This window comes from Actinomadura meyerae (assembly GCF_900188445.1).
Taxonomy (GTDB): domain Bacteria; phylum Actinomycetota; class Actinomycetes; order Streptosporangiales; family Streptosporangiaceae; genus Spirillospora; species Spirillospora meyerae.
Genome location: NZ_FZOR01000004.1, coordinates 55,396 through 72,951 on the forward strand (window position 1 = coordinate 55,396; position 17,556 = coordinate 72,951).

General features: G+C 75.2%; 16 protein-coding genes. 6 read left to right on the forward strand and 10 right to left on the reverse strand.

Going from position 1 to position 17,556, the window contains the following annotated elements:
• The first annotated feature begins 24 nt into the window (after window positions 1–24).
• Window positions 25–978, forward strand: a complete 954-nt coding sequence (locus CHF16_RS06210; protein WP_089324945.1) for an ornithine cyclodeaminase family protein — start codon at window positions 25–27, stop codon at window positions 976–978.
• Window positions 979–1,073: 95 nt separating this feature from the next.
• The gene (locus CHF16_RS06215; protein ID WP_089324946.1) at window positions 1,074–1,862 is read left to right on the forward strand and encodes an SDR family oxidoreductase; all 789 of its coding nucleotides are present in this window, start codon (window positions 1,074–1,076) and stop codon (window positions 1,860–1,862) included.
• Between the two features lie 54 nt (window positions 1,863–1,916).
• Here the strand turns inward: CHF16_RS06215 and CHF16_RS06220 are convergent, their stop codons facing one another.
• The 3 genes from CHF16_RS06220 to CHF16_RS06230 form a co-directional block, all read right to left on the reverse strand.
• Window positions 1,917–2,747 carry a nitroreductase/quinone reductase family protein gene (locus tag CHF16_RS06220; RefSeq protein ID WP_089324947.1) on the reverse strand — a complete coding sequence of 277 codons (831 nt, stop codon included), beginning with the start codon at window positions 2,745–2,747 and terminating at the stop codon, window positions 1,917–1,919.
• Between the two features lie 311 nt (window positions 2,748–3,058).
• Window positions 3,059–6,016, reverse strand: coding sequence for a helix-turn-helix transcriptional regulator (locus CHF16_RS41810; RefSeq protein WP_089324948.1), 2,958 nt, complete (start codon window positions 6,014–6,016; stop codon window positions 3,059–3,061).
• A gap of 90 nt (window positions 6,017–6,106) precedes the next feature.
• A complete protein-coding gene (locus tag CHF16_RS06230) occupies window positions 6,107–7,363 on the reverse strand; it encodes a glycosyltransferase (protein ID WP_089324949.1) in 1,257 nt (418 codons plus the stop codon).
• A gap of 189 nt (window positions 7,364–7,552) precedes the next feature.
• On the opposite strand from CHF16_RS06230, the gene CHF16_RS06235 reads away from it, so the two are divergent.
• The gene (locus CHF16_RS06235; protein ID WP_218826539.1) at window positions 7,553–8,176 is read left to right on the forward strand and encodes a histone deacetylase; all 624 of its coding nucleotides are present in this window, start codon (window positions 7,553–7,555) and stop codon (window positions 8,174–8,176) included.
• 42 nt (window positions 8,177–8,218) lie between these two features.
• Complete coding sequence (locus CHF16_RS06240; protein ID WP_089324951.1) at window positions 8,219–8,668, forward strand: peroxiredoxin; 450 nt, start codon at window positions 8,219–8,221, stop codon at window positions 8,666–8,668.
• Between the two features lie 34 nt (window positions 8,669–8,702).
• Here CHF16_RS06240 and CHF16_RS06245 read toward each other — a convergent pair whose 3' ends face one another.
• The gene (locus CHF16_RS06245) at window positions 8,703–10,358 is read right to left on the reverse strand and encodes a CocE/NonD family hydrolase (RefSeq protein WP_342750076.1); all 1,656 of its coding nucleotides are present in this window, start codon (window positions 10,356–10,358) and stop codon (window positions 8,703–8,705) included.
• 179 nt (window positions 10,359–10,537) lie between these two features.
• Between CHF16_RS06245 and CHF16_RS06250 the strand changes: the two genes are divergently transcribed.
• Window positions 10,538–11,614 carry a mechanosensitive ion channel family protein gene (locus tag CHF16_RS06250; protein WP_089324953.1) on the forward strand — a complete coding sequence of 359 codons (1,077 nt, stop codon included), beginning with the start codon at window positions 10,538–10,540 and terminating at the stop codon, window positions 11,612–11,614.
• Window positions 11,615–11,618: 4 nt separating this feature from the next.
• Here the strand turns inward: CHF16_RS06250 and CHF16_RS06255 are convergent, their stop codons facing one another.
• Window positions 11,619–12,197: a TetR-like C-terminal domain-containing protein gene (locus CHF16_RS06255; RefSeq protein WP_218826540.1), complete on the reverse strand. Its 579-nt coding sequence runs from the start codon at window positions 12,195–12,197 to the stop codon at window positions 11,619–11,621.
• A gap of 108 nt (window positions 12,198–12,305) precedes the next feature.
• Between CHF16_RS06255 and CHF16_RS06260 the strand changes: the two genes are divergently transcribed.
• Complete coding sequence (locus tag CHF16_RS06260; protein ID WP_245868257.1) at window positions 12,306–13,850, forward strand: MFS transporter; 1,545 nt, start codon at window positions 12,306–12,308, stop codon at window positions 13,848–13,850.
• Between the two features lie 13 nt (window positions 13,851–13,863).
• Here the strand turns inward: CHF16_RS06260 and CHF16_RS42135 are convergent, their stop codons facing one another.
• The 5 genes from CHF16_RS42135 to CHF16_RS06290 form a co-directional block, all read right to left on the reverse strand.
• Window positions 13,864–14,703 carry an ATP-binding protein gene (locus tag CHF16_RS42135; RefSeq protein WP_425427476.1) on the reverse strand — a complete coding sequence of 280 codons (840 nt, stop codon included), beginning with the start codon at window positions 14,701–14,703 and terminating at the stop codon, window positions 13,864–13,866.
• A gap of 73 nt (window positions 14,704–14,776) precedes the next feature.
• The gene (locus CHF16_RS06275; protein WP_089324955.1) at window positions 14,777–15,466 is read right to left on the reverse strand and encodes a lysophospholipid acyltransferase family protein; all 690 of its coding nucleotides are present in this window, start codon (window positions 15,464–15,466) and stop codon (window positions 14,777–14,779) included.
• 98 nt (window positions 15,467–15,564) lie between these two features.
• The gene (locus tag CHF16_RS06280; RefSeq protein WP_089324956.1) at window positions 15,565–16,191 is read right to left on the reverse strand and encodes a GOLPH3/VPS74 family protein; all 627 of its coding nucleotides are present in this window, start codon (window positions 16,189–16,191) and stop codon (window positions 15,565–15,567) included.
• A 2-nt stretch (window positions 16,192–16,193) separates the two neighbouring features.
• On the reverse strand, window positions 16,194–16,478 hold the full coding sequence (locus CHF16_RS06285) for a type II toxin-antitoxin system antitoxin (RefSeq protein WP_089324957.1): 285 nt from the start codon (window positions 16,476–16,478) through the stop codon (window positions 16,194–16,196).
• 12 nt (window positions 16,479–16,490) lie between these two features.
• Window positions 16,491–17,405: an SPFH domain-containing protein gene (locus CHF16_RS06290; protein WP_089325088.1), complete on the reverse strand. Its 915-nt coding sequence runs from the start codon at window positions 17,403–17,405 to the stop codon at window positions 16,491–16,493.
• Window positions 17,406–17,556 lie beyond the last annotated feature (151 nt).

A 17,556-nucleotide genomic window follows, 5' to 3' on the forward strand; every position in this document is an offset into this window, starting at 1 on the left:
GGTGGCGGACGGGAAGATGGTCCGGTGACGCTCCTTTTGACCCGTTCCGACCTCGAGGCGCTGCTCGACCCCGCCGCGTGCCTCGCCGCCCTGCGCCGCGGCTTCACCGCCGAGGCGGACGGGACGGCCGCCCACCGGACGATCGCGCGGCTGCCGGGCCAGGGCACCGCGACGGCGCTGCTGCCGGGCGTGGTCGACGGCATCCCCGCCTACACGGTGAAGGTCAACGCGAAGTTCCCCGGCAGCCGCCCCGCGCTGCGCGGCGTCGTCTGCCTGCACGACCTCGGCACGGGCGAGCTGCTGGCGCAGCTCGACTCGGCCACCGTGACCGCGTGGCGCACCGGCCTCGCCGCCGCGCTCGGCACCCACGCGCTGGCCCGCCCGGAGGCCGGGGCCGTCGCGGTCATCGGCGCGGGCGCGCAGGCCGAGCTGGTCATGCGCGGCCTGGGGGAGCTGCGGGAGGTGAGCGCCCTGACGGTGTGCGACCTGGACGCCGGCCGTGCCGCCGCCTTCGCCGAGCGGCACGGCGCCCGGCTCGGCGTCCCGGCGGGCGTGGCCGCCGACCCGCGCGACGCCGTCCGCGACGCCGGGATCGTCGTCATGGCGACCTGGGCGCGCCGCCCGATCCTGCACGCCGCCGACGTGGCGCGCGGCACCCACCTCACCTCGCTCGGCGCGGACGAGCCCGGCAAGGCCGAGCTGGGCGCCGACCTGCTGGAGGCCGCCCGGGTGGTCGTCGACGACGTCCCGCTCGCCGTCGAGATGGGCGTGCTCGCCGGAGCGGGCCTCGACGTCAAGCACGCCGCCGGGACGCTCCGCGACCTCCTGCGCGGGCAGGTGCCCGGCCGGGTGAGGAACGGCGAGGTCACCGTGTACGCGCCGGTCGGCCTGCCCTGGCAGGACCTCGCGCTGAGCTGGACGGCCTACCGCGCGGCCCGGGCCGCCGGCGCCGGCACGGAGTTCGACTTCCTCGCCTGACGGGGCGAGCACCCGCCACCGGAAGTTATTGAAACACGTTCTACTTTCTGCGTAGGCTGGGGCCGCAGTGACGCGACGGCCCGGAGGTGACGCCGGTGATCGGGGACAGGTTCCGCATCGACGGCCGGGCCGCGGTCGTCACCGGCGCGGGCCGCGGCATCGGCGCGGCCACCGCGCTCGCGCTCGCCCAGGCCGGCGCCGATGTGGCGATCTCCGCCCGCACCGAGGACCAGCTCCGCGAGGTCGCCGCCGGGATCGAGGCGGCGGGGCGCCGCGCGCTGGTCGTCCCGGCCGACCTGAGCGACCCCGAGACCGCCGCCGGCCTCGCCGGACGCGCCGCGGCGGAGTTCGGCCGCCTCGACATCGTGGTGAACAACATGGGCGGCGCCATGCCCGCGCCCTTCATGGACACCGAGCCCCGGCACCTGGAGAAGGCGTTCCGGTTCAACGTCGCCACCGCGCACGCGCTGACCCGCGCCGCCGTCCCGCACCTGCTGGAGTCGGAGGGCGGCAGCGTCGTCAACATCTCCTCCGCCGTCGGGCGGATCGCCGGCCGCGGCTACCTCGCCTACGGCAGCGCCAAGGCCGCGCTCGCCCACTACACCCGGCTCGCCGCGTTCGACCTGGCCCCGCGCGTCCGCGTCAACGCGATCGCCGTCGGCTCCGTCGCCACGTCCGCGCTCGACATCGTCATGACCGACGACGGGCTGCGCGCCGAGATGGAGCGCATGACCCCGCTGCGCCGCGTCGGCGACCCCGAGGACGTCGCCGCCGCCGTCGTCTACCTCGCCTCACCCGCCTCCGCCTACGTCACCGGCAGCCTGCTGCGCGTGGACGGCGGCATCGACGCCCCCAACCTCGACCTCCGCCTGGAGGACCTGTGACCCACCGCGTCGTCCTCCGGAGTGACCGGCGCCGGTCTCCGGCCGGCGCCGGCCCTAGAGGCCGGCCGTGTCGAGCAGCGGGACGAGCTGCTCCTCCTCCCGGTCGAGGTGCGCCTCCAGCGCGGCGGTGAGCCGCTCGACCTCGGCGAGGAGCGTCCCGGGGTCGCCGCCGTCGAGGGCGCGGCGCAGCTCCGCCAGGAGTCCCTTGATCGCCTCGTGCTCGCCGCCGAGCCGCGCCAGCACCGGCGCCAGCTCCGGGTGCCGCCGCGCCACCAGCGGGAAAAGCTGCTGATCCTCGCCCATGTGGTGGTTGCCGAGGCCCTCGCACAGCGTCAGGCAGTTGATCCGCAGCTGCGCCCCGACCCCGGCCGCTCCGGTGCCGGCGACCTCCCGGCGGATCAGCCGGAGCTCCCGCCGGAACGCGTCGTGCACCGCGACGAGCATCGCGCTCGGCGACGCCGGCCCTCCGGGCGGGCCGGCCACCGTCGCGACGAGGGCGACGACGGGCAGCGTCCGCCCCGACTTCGCCTCGTACTCCGCCCATCCGGGGTCGGCCTCGGCGGCCCGCGCGAACGCGGCGTCCCGCTCGGCGCCCTCCAGGACCACGGCGTCCGCCTCGTAGGTGAAGTCGCCGCTCTCGACCGTCACGCGCGGGTTCGCGACCAGGTTGCGGAACCACGCCGGGTGCCTCGGCGCGCCCCCGGCGGACGCGATGACGAGGACGCGCCCGTCCCCGTCCGGCAGGTAGCCGAGCGGTGTCGTGCGCCGCAGGCCCGTCCGGGCCCCGGTCGTGGTCAGCAGGAGCAGCCGCCCGTGCTCGAACATCCCGCCGACGCGGCCGCCGTTGGCGCGGAACTCCTCGATGACCTGACCATTGAAATCCATGTGTCTCCTGAACTGTTTCCGGGCATGGCGAATTCGCCATGGAAACGCCATGCGCCATGGCTGGAAGAATGGTGGATGAGGGCATGCCGGAAGCACGGGCATGCCCGTTGACGTCACGCTGCGCGCGTGCGAAAGAAGAAGGGGAGACGCGAAGAACGGAGGCGGGCCGCGTGCCCGCACCGGCCTCACTCGGAGGCCGGGAACCTCACTCGCTCGTGGCCCAAGGCCGACCCGGCAGTCACGGGCCGCACATTACCGCCACCGCCATTCCCGCGCAAGATCGCCCCAATTCGGGTGCGGAAGCGAAGCGGTCAGAGCCCTTCGCGGTGGGCGACGGCGGCGGCCTGGGTGCGGCTCGTGACGTCCAGCTTCGCGAGGATGTTGGAGACGTGCACGCTCGCCGTCTTCGGCGAGATGAACAGCTCCGCCGCGATCTCGCGGTTGTTGCGCCCCTCCGCGACGAGCTTCAGGACCTCGCGCTCGCGGGCGGTGAGGGCGGAGAGCGGCCCGCCCCCGCCGGGCCGGTCCCGCGCGGCGGGGCGGCCCGGGCCGAGCCGGGCGCGGGTGCCGAGGTCGCGCAGCGCCGCGAGCAGCGGCCGCGCCTCCAGGCGCTCGGCGGTCGCGACGGCCCTGCGCCACTCCTCGGCGGCGGCCTCGCGGTCGCCGTTCTCGGCCAGCGCCTCCGCCAGCCGCCAGCGGGAGCGCGCCACCTCGTAGACGAAGCCGCCGTCCGGGGCGCCGTAGGTGAACAGGTCGGCGGACTTCCGCCACAGGCCGGCGTCGTGGACGCCGTCCACGCGGCGCCGCTCGGCCTCGGCGCGGGCCACCCACGCCAGGCCCTCGAACCCGAGCCAGTGGCGGGGCTCTCCCTCTTCGGTGAACTCGGCGGCCCGCCGCGCCCGCCGCAGCAGGTCGTCGGCGGCCTCGGCCGACCGCCGGACGGCGTCGCCGTCGCCGGCGGCGCGGGCCCGCGCCGCCAGTTCGGCGTGGGCCCACAGGCCCGTCGCGGCGATGCGGATGAACGGCGCGCCGCCGCCGTACAGCGTGTCGGAGATGGCGTCGACATGGGCGAGGGCGTCCCGCGGTTCGCCCCGCCACAGGGCGTGCTCGGCGGCGAGGCCCCGCGCGATGTAGTTGGCCAGCTGGTCCTCGTGCCACAGCGGCGCGATCCAGGCCAGCCGCTCGTCGGCGACGGGCAGCCCCCGCGCGACCTCGACGAATAGCGCGTACGCCGAGACCTGCGCCTCGTGCGGCCGCACCACCTGGAGCGGGAACCCGGCCGCGATCCGGCCGGCCTCCGCCCAGTCCCCGGTCGTGTACCGGACGAGGTACCGCAGGGTCCGCAGGGCGCTGCCGTACATGCTCCATTCGACGCCGCCGTCCAGCGCGACCCGGACGCCCTCGTCGGTCGCCGCGGCGGCGCCCGCGAGGTCGCCGCGATCGAACACCGCGCGGGCGTACTGGAACCGGGCGCGCAGCGCCGCCTGCGGGCTGTCGCCGGCGGCGTCGGCGAGGTCGCGGGCCCGCGCGAACAGCTCGGCGACGCCGCTGTCGGCCTCGCGCGACTCCCGGTAGAGGCCGAGCGTGACCAGCAGGGCCGCCTCGGCGCCGAGCGAGCCGGCCTCGCGCGCGTACGCGGCGCCCTTCTCCGCCAGTTCCGGCATCTCGCCGTCCGGGTCGATGTAGAGCAGCGCGCGGGCGTAGGCGGACAGGGCCCAGGCGTGCTCGGTGCTCGGCGGGTGGGCGGGCAGCATCCGCACCGCCTCCCGCGCCATGCGCACCCCGTCCTCCAGCTCGTCGAGGTCGAGCATGTACCCGGCGAGGTGCTCGCGGATCACCGAGCCGAGGGCCCGGTCGTCGGGGCCCGTGGCGTCCAGGAGGCGGCGCAGCCGGTGCGCCGCGCGCCGCACCTCGCCGGCCCGCGCGGACGCCTGCGCCGCCGCCAGCGACAGCCGGACCCGGTCGGTGCCCGCGGCCTCCGCCGCCCCGGGGACGGCGTCCCACAGCTCCAGCGCCCGCTCGTAGTGCTCGAACGCCTCGGCGGGCGCGCCGAGCCGGTCGGCCTCCCGGCCCGCCCGGACGGACGCGGCGAACGCGGCGGGCAGGTCGTGCGCGGCGAGGCTGTGGTGGGCCAGCTCCGCCGCCGAGCCGCGCGTCCCGTCGGGGAGGCCGGCGAGCAGGCGGGCGAAATCGGCGTGCAGCCGGGTCCGCTCGCCCGGCAGCAGGTCGGCGTAGACGGCCTCGCGCAGCAGCGCGTGCCGGAAGGTGTAGCCCGTCCCGGACGGGAGGAGCAGCTGGTGCGACACGACCTCGCGCAGCGCCTCGCCGGCCTCCGCCTCGTCCAGCCCGGACACCCGCCGCACCAGCTCGTCGTCGATCCGCCGGCCGGCGACCGCCGCGACCCGCACGACCCGCCGCCCGCCCTCCGACAGCCGCTCCACCCGCGACAGCAGCAGGTCGGCGAGGCCGGACGGCAGCTCCGCCGAGGCGTCCCGCAGCTCCGGGCCGGCCGAGTACAGCTCGCCCGCGTAGAACGGGTTGCCCTCCGAGCGCCGGTGGACCCGCTCCACGACCTCCGCGGTCACCGGCGCCGACCCGCGCGACAGCTCCGCCAGGTACGCGGCGGTCTCGCCGGGGCCGAACGGCGGCACCTCGACGCCGGTCACGTTCGGCAGCCGCAGCAGCTCCGCCACCACCGGCCGCAGCGGGTGCCGCCGGTGCAGGTCGTCCGACCGGTAGGTGCCGACCAGGCAGACCCGCTCGTGCTGCAGGACGCGGCTGAGGAACGTCAGCAGGTGCCGGGTGGACCGGTCGGCCCAGTGCAGGTCCTCGAGGACGAGCAGCACGGGCCGCTCCCGCCCCAGCTCGCCGAGCAGCCCGAGCACCGCGCCGAACAGCCGCTGCTGGCCGAGCTCCGAGGCCGCGCCGGGGTCGCCGTCGCCGTCCGGCAGCAGGCTCTTCAGCACCGGCCGGGCGTCGAGCGCCGCGCGGACCTGCTCGGACTCCGGCGAGCCCGGCTGCGCGGCCGTCCACAGCGCGTCCGCGAGCGGCAGGTACGGCATGCTCTCGCCCAGCTCCGCGCACTGCCCGACGAGCACCGCGCGGTCCCCGGCGCGCGCGGCCCGGACCAGCGCGGACACCAGGTGCGTCTTGCCCACGCCCGCGTCGCCGCTGACCAGCACGACCCCGGCGCCGCCCGCGTCCGCGCGCTCCAGCGCGGCGGTCAGCTCCGCGAGCTCCGCCGCCCGGCCGATCAGCACCCCGCTCATACCGTCGAGTATCGCAGCGGACCGGACGTGCACGGGCCCCGGTTCCGGGGAGGGATACCGGGGCCCGCGTGACAGGGGGCTGGAGGGCGGTCAGCCGACCAGCGCCGGGGTCTTGCCGGTCTCGTGCTCGGTCTCGTCCTCGTCCACCGGCTCCGGCTCGGGCACGGGGAGCACCTTCAGGTAGGCGCGCAGCGTCTCGGCGGCGATCCGCTCCAGCGAGTAGCGGGAGCGGGCGCGGTCGGCGGCGGCGATCGAGTAGCCGTGCAGCGTCGTCTCCTCGGACAGCAGGTGCCGGACGGCGCGGCCGATCACGACCGGGCGCCCCGCCGGGACGTGCAGCCCGGTGATGTGGTCGAGGACCTCGTCGGCGTTCCCGCCGGCCGGGGTGGCGACGACGGGCACGCCGCACGCCATGGCCGCGAGCGGCACCGACGGGCACGGCTCGTGCGGCGCCAGGCAGAGCACCAGGCTCGCGGTCCGCAGCAGCTTCGGCAGGTTCTTGTGCGGCAGCCGGCCGAGGAAGATCACCCGGTCGGCGACGTGCAGCTCCTTGGCGAGCAGGCGCAGCCGGTGCACCCCCTGGTCGCTCTCCAGGTCCTCGCGCTGCGGCCCGCCGGCGACGGCGAGCTCGGCGTCCGGGACGTGCACGAGGGCGCGCAGCGCGGTGGCGACGTCCCCGGTCTCCAGGTCGTCGCACACCATCACCAGGCGCGGCCGGCCGCCGTGCGGCATGGCCGGGCCGACCTGGGAGAACAGGTCGCCGTCCACGCCGTAGGGGACGACCGAGACCGACGGGCGCGGCACGCCCATCCGCACGATCTGCCCGGCCTCCTCGGCGTGCCCGGCGAGGACGATGTCGGCGTCGCGCCCGATGGCCTTCTCCAGCCGGTCGCGGTGCGGGTGCACGCGGCGCCCGGCGCGGCGGTCGGACGCGGCCACCCCGTGGTAGCTCTGCGCGAACGGGATGCCGAGCTCGCGGGCGACGGCGCAGGCGGCGAGGCCGCCGATCCAGCCGTGCGCGTGCACGATGTCGGGGCGCCCGGCCCCGGACCAGCGGCGGCGCAGCCCGTCGGCGAAGTCGCGGAGGTGCGCGAGCAGCTCCTCGTCCGGCAGCGGGCGGGCCGGCCCGGCGTCGAGGTGGACGAGGGCGGCGCCCGGGGCGAGCCGGGTGCGGCCGCGGGCGGACGGGTCCTGCCGCCGCGCGTAGACCGTGACCTGGTTCGGCTCCCCGTCCGAGACGAGCGGGCGGGTGAGCGAACGAGCGAGATCCCGGACGTGGATGGACTGCTGGTGTTCGCCGTCGAGGTCGGAGGCGGACACCAGAGCGATGTTGAGCGTGCGATGCATGACGGATCCTCCGGGACAACACAGGGGAAGCACGGAGGTATCTGCGTCGTAGACACCTGCTCGGCCAGTTTCATTTCCACCGGCACTCACTGTCAAACCTGGCGAAACGGCACCCGGCCCGGTCCGACCCCATGAAACCACCACCGACCTGCGGCGATACTGGACCAGATGGCGGTGATACTGGACCAGATGAGTGACGAACCGATCTGGTATGTGGCCTACGGCTCGAACCTCTACCGGGAGAGGTTCCGCTGCTACCTCGCTGGCGGCCGGCCGCGCGGCGCCGCCCGCGGCTACGCCGGCTGCCGCGACCCGCGGCCCGCCCGCGCCGAGCAGTCGATCACGATCCCGGGCGGGATCTACTTCGCGCACACGTCCGTGACCTGGGGCGGCGGGATGGCCTTCTACGACCCCGCCCTGCCCGGACGCGCCGCCGCCCGCGCCTACCTGCTCACCCGCGCCCAGTTCTGCGACGTCCTGTCCCAGGAGATGCACGGCGACGCGGGCACCGACCACGACCTCACCGAGGTCCTGGCGACCGGGCGCCAGTGCCTCGGGCCCGGCCGCTACGAGACCGTCCTGAAGGTGGGCGAGCGGGCGGGCCGCCCCATGCTGACCTTCACCGCGCCCCACCCGGCGCCGCCGACCGCGCCGACCGCCGCGTACCTGGCCATGCTCGGCAACGGGCTGCGCGAGGCGCACGGCTGGCCCGCCGCCCGCGCCGCGTCCTACCTGGCCGGACGGCCCGGCGCCCGCGGCGCCTGGGCCCCCGGAGCCATCGCGGAGCTGCTCCGCCAGGTTCCCGGCGCGTAGCTCCCCGCGTGCAGGTTCCGGGCGTGCGTGTAGGTTCCGGGCATGAACGTCGGTGACATCGTTGACGATTTCGAGCTGCCCGACGAGATGGGCGAGCCCCGCACCCTGACCGGCCTGCTGGAGAAGGGCCCGGTGGTCCTGTTCTTCTATCCGGCCGCGATGACCCCCGGCTGCACCGCCGAGGCGTGCCACTTCCGCGACCTGGTCGCCGAACTCGCCGCGGCGGGCGGCCATCCGGTCGGCATCAGCGCCGACCCGGTCGGCAAGCAGAAGGAGTTCGCCGACCGGCACTCCCTCGGCTACCCGCTGCTGTCGGACCCGTCCGGCGAGGTCCGCGCCCGCTTCGGCGTCAAGCGCGGCGTGGCGCTGCTGCCCACCCGGCGCCGGACCTTCGTCATCGGGACCGACCGGCGCGTCCGCGCCGTGGTCAAGAGCGAGGTGCGGATGAACGTGCACGCCGACAAGGCCCTCGCCGCCCTCCGCGCCCTCTAGGGGCCGCGCCCTCCAAGGCCCGTAGCAGCGCCCGCTAGGCGGCCGGGTGCCGTGGGACGACCGGGAGGACGACGGCGGACGGACGGCCGGGGTCGTGGAAGATCTCCTGGTCGGCGGTGAGCATCTCGGTGGCGGTGCCGATGGGGGCGCCGGTGCCGGGGTTGCGGGCGACGCGCGGGTAGGCGCCGCTCGCGACCTGGACGCGGACGCGGTGGCCGCGGCGGAAGCGGTGCCCGGCGGGCCACAGCTCGACGGCGACCCGCCGCACCCCGTCGGCCCCGGCCTCCGGGGTGCCGGGGACGAGCCGCCGCATGCCCTCGCAGAGGTTGAGCGACACGCCGTCCGGGTCGACGTCGCAGAGCCGGACGACGAAGTCGGTGTGCTCCCGGTTCGAGCGGATGTGCAGGTCGGCGGTGACCGGGCCGATGATCTCCAGGTCGTCGTCCAGGACCTCGGAGGTGTAGGTGAGCACGTCGCGCCGGCGCTCCAGCCGCCGCTGGTCGGTGGACGGCCGGGTCTCGCCGAGCAGCGTGGGCCCGCCGAGGAACGGCGTCGGGTGGTTCGGGTCGTACCGGTAGGCGTCGGGCTCGGACTCGGGCGGGGCGGCGGTGGACAGCGCCCCGCCCGGCCGCAGGTGCCAGCGCTCCTCGCGCATGCCGGGGACGGGCCAGTCGGGGAACTCGCGCCACTCGTCCGCGCCGGTGATGTAGAGCCGGACGGGGTTCTCCCGCAGCCCGGACGGGTCGTCGAGGAGGTGGGCGCGGAACCAGGCGATGGAGTCGGCGACCGAGCCGCGCATCATCCGCTGGTCGGCGTGGAACCAGGGGCCGATCGTCAGGTAGGGGCGGCGGCCGGCGGCGCGCAGGGCCGCGTAGTCCTTCATCTGCCAGGGCAGGAAGATGTCGTACCAGCCGCCCGTCATATTCACCGGCGCCGTGACCTTCGACACGGTCGGGCTGAAGTCGCGCTTGTCCCAGAACGGGGTGTCGGGCCCGTTGACCAGGAGGTCCTGGAAGAAGCGCTGCTGGGCGCCGGTCGCGAGCCGGTCGAGCTCGGCGATCGGGCGCCCGGACAGGGTGGCGCGGCGGGCTCGGCGCGGCGACATGATGCCGGTGGTGATGCCGGACAGGGAGTTCTTCATCCGCGCGGTCAGGTCGACCCAGATCAGCGCCGACTCCAGCGCGAAGGTGCCGCCGACGTTGACCGCGTCGCGGAAGGTGGAGGCGGTGACCTGCATCGACAGGGCCTTCAGCTCGGGCCCGGCGTCGGCGGCGACGGCCCACTGCACGTAGCCGAGGTAGCTCGGGCCGTGCATGGCGAACGTCCCGCCGAACCAGGGCTGCGAGCGCAGCCACTCGATGGTGGCGAGGCCGTCCTCGCGCTCGTCGAGCGCCTCGAACACGCCGCCGGACCCGAAGCCGCCGCGGACGCTCTGCACCACCGCCTGGAAGCCGTGCGAGGCGAACGCCTGCCCGCACATCAGCCCGAACGGCCCGCGCCTGCCGTACGGGGACCGGACGAGCACGACGGGCGCCCCGTCGACGTCCACCGGGGCGTACCGGTCGGCCAGCAGCGTGACCCCGTCGGCGGCGGGGACGGCGAGGTCGCGCTCGACCGTCACCCGGTGGGGGCCGTTGCGCAGTCCCAGCGCCGTGACCCCCAGCCGGCGCATCATTCCCACCGCTACCACGCGATCGATCGTATCCGCCACATCGGCCGACCCCGCGGCCACATGTCCCCGCGATACGCCCCGGAGCCCGCCGCGCCTTCACTACGATCAAGACTCACAACTCGGCAAATCGGGATCTTACGGGCCGCATGCGGCCGGCGCGGCCGGCCCCGGCCCCGGTTGGGAGAGTTTCACACGTCATGGCTGACCTGGGCGATCTGAGCTGGACGCGCGTCATCGCCGCCGCCGTCGTGATGGCGGCGGCGCTGGCGATCGCCGTCCTCCTGCGGCTGCTGACCGGGCGGCTGACCCGGCGGGCGGGCGACACCCGGTGGGCCTGGGACGACCTCGCCGCCCGCCTGATCCGCGACCTGGCGATGCCGCTCGCGGTGCTGATCGGGCTGTGGACGGCGGCGAAGGTGCTGGAGCTGCCGCGCGGCACCCTGGACGTCATCGCCAGGATCCTCACCGCGGTGACGATCCTCGTGGTCTCGCTGGCGATGGCCCGGCTGATCGCCGCGTCGGTGACCTCGATCGCGATGGCCCGGCAGGGCGTCGCCGCGAACGTCACGATCTTCGCCAACATCACCCGGGTGATCGTGCTCGGCATCGGCGTGCTGGTGATGCTGCAGAGCATCGGGGTGTCGATCACGCCGCTGCTCGGCGCCCTGGGCGTCGGCGGTCTCGCGGTCGCGCTGGCCCTGCAGGACACGCTCGCCAACCTGTTCGCGGGCGTGCACGTCCTCGCGTCCAAGACGATCGAGCCCGGCGACTACATCAAGCTGGCCACCGGCCAGGAGGGCTACGTCGTCGACATCAACTGGCGCAACACCTCCATCCGGACGCTGTCGGACAACATCGAGGTCATCCCGAACCAGCGCTTCTCCGACACGATCCTCACCAACTACCACCGGCCCGCGCAGGACATGTCGGTCCTGGTGTACGCCAAGGTGCCCTACGAGGTCGACCTGGACGCGGTGGAGGAGATGCTGGTCAGGGTCGGCCACGAGGTCATGAACGACGTGCAGGGCGGCGTCGCCGACTCCAACGTCCTCGTGCGGTTCGACGACTTCAACGACTCCTCGGTGGGCTTCCACGTGATCCTGCGGTCCAGCGAGTTCGGCGACCAGTTCGCGATCAAGCACGAGTTCCTCAAGCGCCTGCACCGCACGCTCCGCGAGGAGGGCATCGCGCCGCCGTACTGGCACCACCGCGTGGTCGTGGACGAGCCGTCGTCCGCCCCCGCCGCGACCCGCGCCAACGGGATGGCGCGCTGACGCGTCAGGGCCGGACGATCGGCATCAGCACCTCGTCCACGACCGACGCCACGTAGGCGTCGGTGAGGGGCCCGCCGCCGATCAGGTTGTTGTAGACGATCACCGCCGGCCCGACGTTGGCGATCTGCCGGGTCGCCGCGCCGGGCCGGATCTCGCCGCGCTCGGCGGCCTCCACCAGCGCCTCGTAGAGCAGCTCCCGGACGGGCCGGGACAGCCGCTCGTGGACGACCTCGTGCACGAGCCCCTTGCCCGTGTCCGCGTCCTCCTTGAGGATCATGAACGCGGCGCCCCGGCAGGCGACCAGGGTGTCACGCGTGCAGGTCAGGATCGCGACCATGTCCTCGCGCACGCTGCCGGTGCGCGGCGCGGTCGGCGGCTCGGGCAGCACGTGCTTGAGCGCGTCGGTGATCAGCTCGTCCTTGGACTTCCACCGCCGGTACAGCGCGGCCTTGCCGGTGCGGGCGGCCGCCGCGACGCCCTCCATCGTCAGCCGCCGGTAGCCGGCCCGCTCCAGTTCGGCGAACACGGCGTCGTAGATCGCCGCTTCCAGGTCGGTGCCGCGGCGGCGGGTGGCAGGGGTCACGACCCGCTCCCCACAATAGTGAACGCAACCGTTCTCTTTTGCGCGCATCGGTGGTAGGTTCCCCACATAGTGTACGTCGCCGTTCCTTAATTCTCGGGAAGGACCGCTGTGACCGCGTCCAACGAGCGGACGGCCGCGCCCCCGGAGACCGCAACTCCGGGAAAGGCCGCCGCCTCCCATCATCGCCCAGGAGCCGTCCTCGCCGTGATCGCGGGCTGCCAGCTCATGATCGGCGTGGACAGCTCCGTCGTCACCATCGCGCTGCCGGAGGTGCAGCGCGGCCTCGGCCTGTCGACCGGGGGCCTCGCCTGGGTCCAGAACGCCTACATGCTCGCCTTCGGCGGCCTGCTGCTGCTCGGCGGCCGCGCCGGCGACGTGTTCGGCCGCCGCCGCGCGTTCACCGCCGGGATCGCGCTGTTCACCGCCGCGTCCCTGCTCGGCGGGCTGGCGGGCGCGGGCTGGTGGCTGATCGCCGCCCGCGCCGGCCAGGGCGTCGCCGCCGCCGTCGCCGCGCCGAGCGCGATGGCGCTGATCGCGCAGCACTTCAGCGGCCAGGCCCGGGTACGGGCGCTGAGCGTCTTCTCCGCCGTGACCGGAGCCGGCGCCGCGGTGGGCATGGTCGCGGGCGGGCTGCTGACCGAGGCCGGCTCCTGGCGGTGGGTGTTCTTCGTGAACGTCCCCGCCGGGCTCGTCCTGCTGCCGGCCGCGCTGCGCGTCCTCGGCGGGACCCGGCGCCGCCCCGGCCGCGCCGAATCCGGCCGCGCCGGCCATCCCGGTCTCGCCCGTCCCGGTCTCGCCCGTCCCGGTCTCGCCCGTCCCGGTCTCGCCCGTCCCGGTCTCGCCCGTCCCGGTCTCGGCCGTTTCGACCTGGGCGGGGCCGTCACGTCCACCGGCGGCCTCACCGCGCTCGTCTACGCGCTGATCCGGGCCGGGTCGGACGGGTGGGGCGACCGGCGCGCGCTCGCCGCGTTCGGCGCCGCCGCCGTGCTGCTGGCCGCCTTCGTGCTGACCGAGCGGCGCGCCCGCCGCCCGGTGATGCCGCTGTGGCTGCTGACCGGCCGCGACCGCGCCGCGTCCTACCTCGCCCAGCTCCTGCTGACCGCCGCGATGTTCGGCTCGTTCTTCTTCCTCACCCAGTACCTGCAGCAGGTCCTGCACTACGGCCCGCTGCGCGCCGGAGCGGCGTTCCTGCCGATGGTCGGCACGCAGTTCGCGGTCGTCCGGCTGGCGCCGCGGCTGATGGCGCGCGTCGGCGCCCGGCCGGTCGTCATCGCGGGCGCGCTGCTGATCGCCACCGGGCTGCTGTGGCTGTCCCGGCTGTCGCCCGGCGACGGCTACGCCGCCGGGGTGCTGGTGCCGTTCCTGCTGATGGGCGCGGGCGGCGGGATGTCGGTCATGCCGCTGAACGCGGTGATCCTCGCCAGCGTGGAGCCCGAGCACGCGGGGTCGGCGTCCGGCATCGCCCAGACGATGCTGTGGACGGGCGGCTCGCTGGGGTCGGCCGCCATGGTCACCGCCTACGGCGCGGCGTCCGGCCACGGCGTCGCGCAGGGCATGGACGCCGCGTTCGCCGCCGGCGGGCTGTTCGCCGCCGCGGCGCTCGCCGTGGCGGTGCTGGTGCTGCGCGTGCCTCCGGTGAGTCCCGGCCGGTGACTCCCGGCGCCGGTCACGCGGGCGGGGGAGCGACCTCGTCGAACCAGGCGAGGATCTCGGTGTCGCCGAACATCCGCGCCGTCTCGGCGGCCGACGGCGACCCCGCCCGCGGGTCGGCGCCCGCGTCCAGCAGGGCCCGCACGACCGCCGTCTCCCGCTTGAACACCGCGCCCGCGAGGGGCCGCTGCCCGCGGTCGTTGGCGCGCTCGGGGTCGGCGCCGCGCGCGGCGAGGGCCCGGACCGTCTCCGCATGGCCGTGGTAGGCCGCGAGCATGAGGAGCGTGTCGCCCCGCTCGTTGCACAGGTTCACCGGCGTCCCCGCGTCCACGTAGCCGATGAGCCGCCCGGTGTCACCGGCCCGCGCCAGGTCGAACATCCGGTCGGCGAACCCGTCCGCCTCCGGGAATGCGTCGGCGAGGATGCTCTCCGCCGTGAGCAGCCCGCCGAGGCTGTTCTCGCCGTAGGAGAGCCGCTTCTCCAGCGAGACCAGCGCGCCGTCCTCGGGGAACGAGGCGAACCGCACCTCGTCCGCCAGCGACTGCATGATCAGCAGCCCGCGGCCGTGCTCGGCCGACAGGTCGGGCAGCGGGACGCGCCCGGCGTCGAACCCGGTGCCCGAATCGATCACCTTGATGGTGCAGCGGCGGTCCTGGATGGTGGCGCGCACCGTGTAGCGGGCGCCGTGGTCGGCGTGCTGGATGACGTTGCTGCACGCCTCGGTCAGCATCATCTCGATGTCGTCCCGGATGTGCTCCTCGACCCCGAGTGCGGCGAGCGCCGCGTCCAGGAGCCTCCGCGTGGCCGGGACGCTCGCGGCGTCCCGGGGAAGCAGGAGATCCAGGCTGATTTCCACATCAACTCCGTCCGTCCCCCTGGATCGTGCCCTTTCGGCCACGCTCAAACATCCGGGCGGGACGGCGCGGCGGTCACTTCTGCGCGGTGGGGCGGGGCGCGTACTCGTCCACGTACTCCTGGCCCGACAGCGCCTGGATCGCGTCCATGATCTCGTCGGTGACCTGCCGGGCGGCCTTGCCGCGCGGGACGCCCTCGTCCCGGCCCCGGAAGTCCATCGGCGGGCCGACGCGCAGCGCGATCCGGCCGGGCCGGGGGACGGCCCGCCCCAGCGGCTGCACCCGGTCGGTGCCGATGATCCCGACCGGGACGACGGGCGCGCCGGTCCGCATCGCCAGCCGCGCCACCCCCGTGCGGCCCCGGTAGAGCCGCCCGTCGGGGGAGCGGGTGCCCTCGGGGTGGATCGCGAACACCCCGCCGCGCGCCAGCACCGCCGCCGCCGTGTCGAGCGCGTCCAGCGCCGCCCGCCCGCCAGACCGGTCGACCGCGATCGCCCCGACGCCGCGGAAGAACGTCGCCGTGGCGCGCCCCTTCAGCCCCTGCCCGGTGAAGTACTCGTGCTTGCCGAGGAAGTGGACCCGGCGCGGCAGGATCAGCGGCACCGCGAACGAGTCGAGGAACGCCAGGTGGTTCGCCGCGATGATCACCGGGCCCGTGCGCGGGACGTGCCGCAGGCCGCTCACCCGGGGCAGGAACGCGACGCGCATGGCGGGTCCCATGACGACGTACTTCATCAGCGGATAGACGAGGCGCTCGGGGTCCATGTCGCAGAAGGCTATGGGCCGCGCGGCCCCCGCCGCCGGTGGGTCGCGATACAAACCGGGACCCCCGGATCTTGTAGGAAACCGCAATGGCGCGCCGGTCAGCCTTCGGCGGCCGACGCGTCCAGGGCCCGGATCAGCCGGCCGACGGCCGGGGCCGCCGGGCCGCTGCGCGCGGTCAGCTCCTCGATCCGCCGCCGGTGCCGCCGCCGGTCGGTCCGCGGCAGCACCGAGCCGAGCTCGCCCGCCGCCGCGAGCGCCACCGCCGCCGCGTCGTAGCTGTTCACGTGCGCGACCGGGCGCCCCCGCAGGGCCGACGAGGCGCCGCCCCACAGCTGCTTCACCACCCGAGGGTCCTTCACGGTGATCTCCTGGCGCGGGACGAGGCCGAGCACCCGGGTGCGGCGCACCCGGATCCAGCCGTCCCGCTCCAGCTCGTCCCGGACCGCCGCGACGATCGCCTTGGCGTCCGTGCGCACCCAGTGCCGCCAGGGCCGGGGCCGGGACGCCGCGATCTGCGCCGCCACCCCGTACGGGTCGTCCCCCGGCGTCCCCGGGACGGGGCGGCGCCGCTCCTCCTGCAGCCGCCCGTCCAGGTACAGCTCGGTCAGCGCGGCGCCGCGCAGCAGGTAGCCGAGCCGCACGCCGCCGCTGGTCATCTTCCGCTTCCGCAGGTCGTACGCCAGCAGGTACATCCGCGCCGGCAGCGTCTCCGGAACCTCGACCATGGCTAGTCCTCGCTCCCGCCGCCCGGCGGGTCGTCCTCGTCCTCGTCCCCGTGCCCGGGGCCGTCCCCGGGCGTGTCCCCCTCGGGGGGTTCCGGCCGCCTGCGCGGGCGGCCGGGCCCCCGCATCCGCTGCGCCGACCCCGGCATCCGGCCCGCGTCGGCGAGCGCCCGCCGCAGCAGGAACTCGATCTGCGCGTTGGTGCTGCGCAGCTCGTCCGCCGCCCAGCGGGCCAGCGCGTCGTGCACGGCCGGGTCGAGCCGCAGCAGGATCTTCTTCCGCTCCGCCACTGCTACGCGCGGTCACTGGTAGAGGCTGCCGGTGTTGACCACCGGCTGGGCGTCCCGGTCGGCGCACAGGACGACCAGCAGGTTGCTGACCATGGCCGCCTTGCGCTCCTCGTCCAGGTCCACCACGTTCTCCTCGTCCAGCCGGTCGAGCGCGAGCTGCACCATGCCGACCGCGCCCTCCACGATCCGCTGCCGCGCCGCCACGACCGCGCCCGCCTGCTGCCGGCGCAGCATCGCCTGCGCGATCTCCGGCGCGTACGCCAGCCGGGTGATCCGGGACTCGATGATGTCCACCCCGGCGGAGGCGACCCGCTGCGCGAGCTCCTCCGACAGCTGCGCGGTGATCTCGTCGGCGTTGTCGCGCAGCGAGGTGCGGTCGGCGGCGTCGTAGGGGAAGCTGCCCGCGATGTGCCGGACGGCCGCCTCGGTCTGGAACGCGACGAACTCCACGAAGTCGTCCACCTCGAACACCGCCCGCGCGGTATCGGCGACCTGCCACACCACCACGGCCGAGATCTCGATCGGGTTCCCGTCCAGGTCGTTGACCTTGGCGAGCCCGGTCTCGTGGTTGCGGATCCGGGTGGAGACCCGGCGCCGCTCGGTCAGCGGGTTCACCCACCGCAGCCCGTCGGTGCGGACCGTCCCGGAGTAGCGCCCGAGCAGTTGGAGCACCCGCGCCTCGCCCGGCGCGACGGGCGTCAGCCCGGCCGTGAGGACCAGCCCCGCGAGCACCAGCAGGCCGCCCACGGTGCCGCCGACGGCGATGGCGGCGGCACCGCCGGCCGCCACCCCGACGGCGATCGACGCGCCGCCCACGGCCATCCACAGCAGGGCGACGCCCAGCATCAGCCAGCCGCCGCGGTCGCGCGCCGGCCGCTCCTCGATCTTCGGCCTCGGCATCTCCACCTGCGTCACCACGTCCGCCATCCCGTCCTCCTGCATCCCGTCCTCCTGCATCCCGTCCACGTGCGTCCCGCCCGCGTGCGTTCCGCTTGCACGCATTCCGCCCGCTTACCGTTCGGTTATCACCAGCATAGCAAAGTGATATCACATTTCCAGTGGACGGGGCGGCGGGGCC

Excerpts from the sequence above, each read along its gene's own strand:
- CHF16_RS06275 (WP_089324955.1), bottom strand. The coding sequence starts at position 15,466 with ATGGACCCCGAGCGCCTCGTCTATCCGCTGATGAAGTACGTCGTCATG.
- CHF16_RS06280 (WP_089324956.1), bottom strand. The coding sequence starts at position 16,191 with ATGGTCGAGGTTCCGGAGACGCTGCCGGCGCGGATGTACCTGCTGGCG.
- CHF16_RS41810 (WP_089324948.1), bottom strand. The coding sequence starts at position 6,016 with ATGAGCGGGGTGCTGATCGGCCGGGCGGCGGAGCTCGCGGAGCTGACC.
- CHF16_RS06220 (WP_089324947.1), bottom strand. The coding sequence starts at position 2,747 with ATGGATTTCAATGGTCAGGTCATCGAGGAGTTCCGCGCCAACGGCGGC.
- CHF16_RS06290 (WP_089325088.1), bottom strand. The coding sequence starts at position 17,405 with ATGGCGGACGTGGTGACGCAGGTGGAGATGCCGAGGCCGAAGATCGAG.
- CHF16_RS06230 (WP_089324949.1), bottom strand. The coding sequence starts at position 7,363 with ATGCATCGCACGCTCAACATCGCTCTGGTGTCCGCCTCCGACCTCGAC.
- CHF16_RS06240 (WP_089324951.1), top strand. The coding sequence starts at position 8,219 with ATGAACGTCGGTGACATCGTTGACGATTTCGAGCTGCCCGACGAGATG.
- CHF16_RS06235 (WP_218826539.1), top strand. The coding sequence starts at position 7,553 with ATGAGTGACGAACCGATCTGGTATGTGGCCTACGGCTCGAACCTCTAC.
- CHF16_RS06250 (WP_089324953.1), top strand. The coding sequence starts at position 10,538 with ATGGCTGACCTGGGCGATCTGAGCTGGACGCGCGTCATCGCCGCCGCC.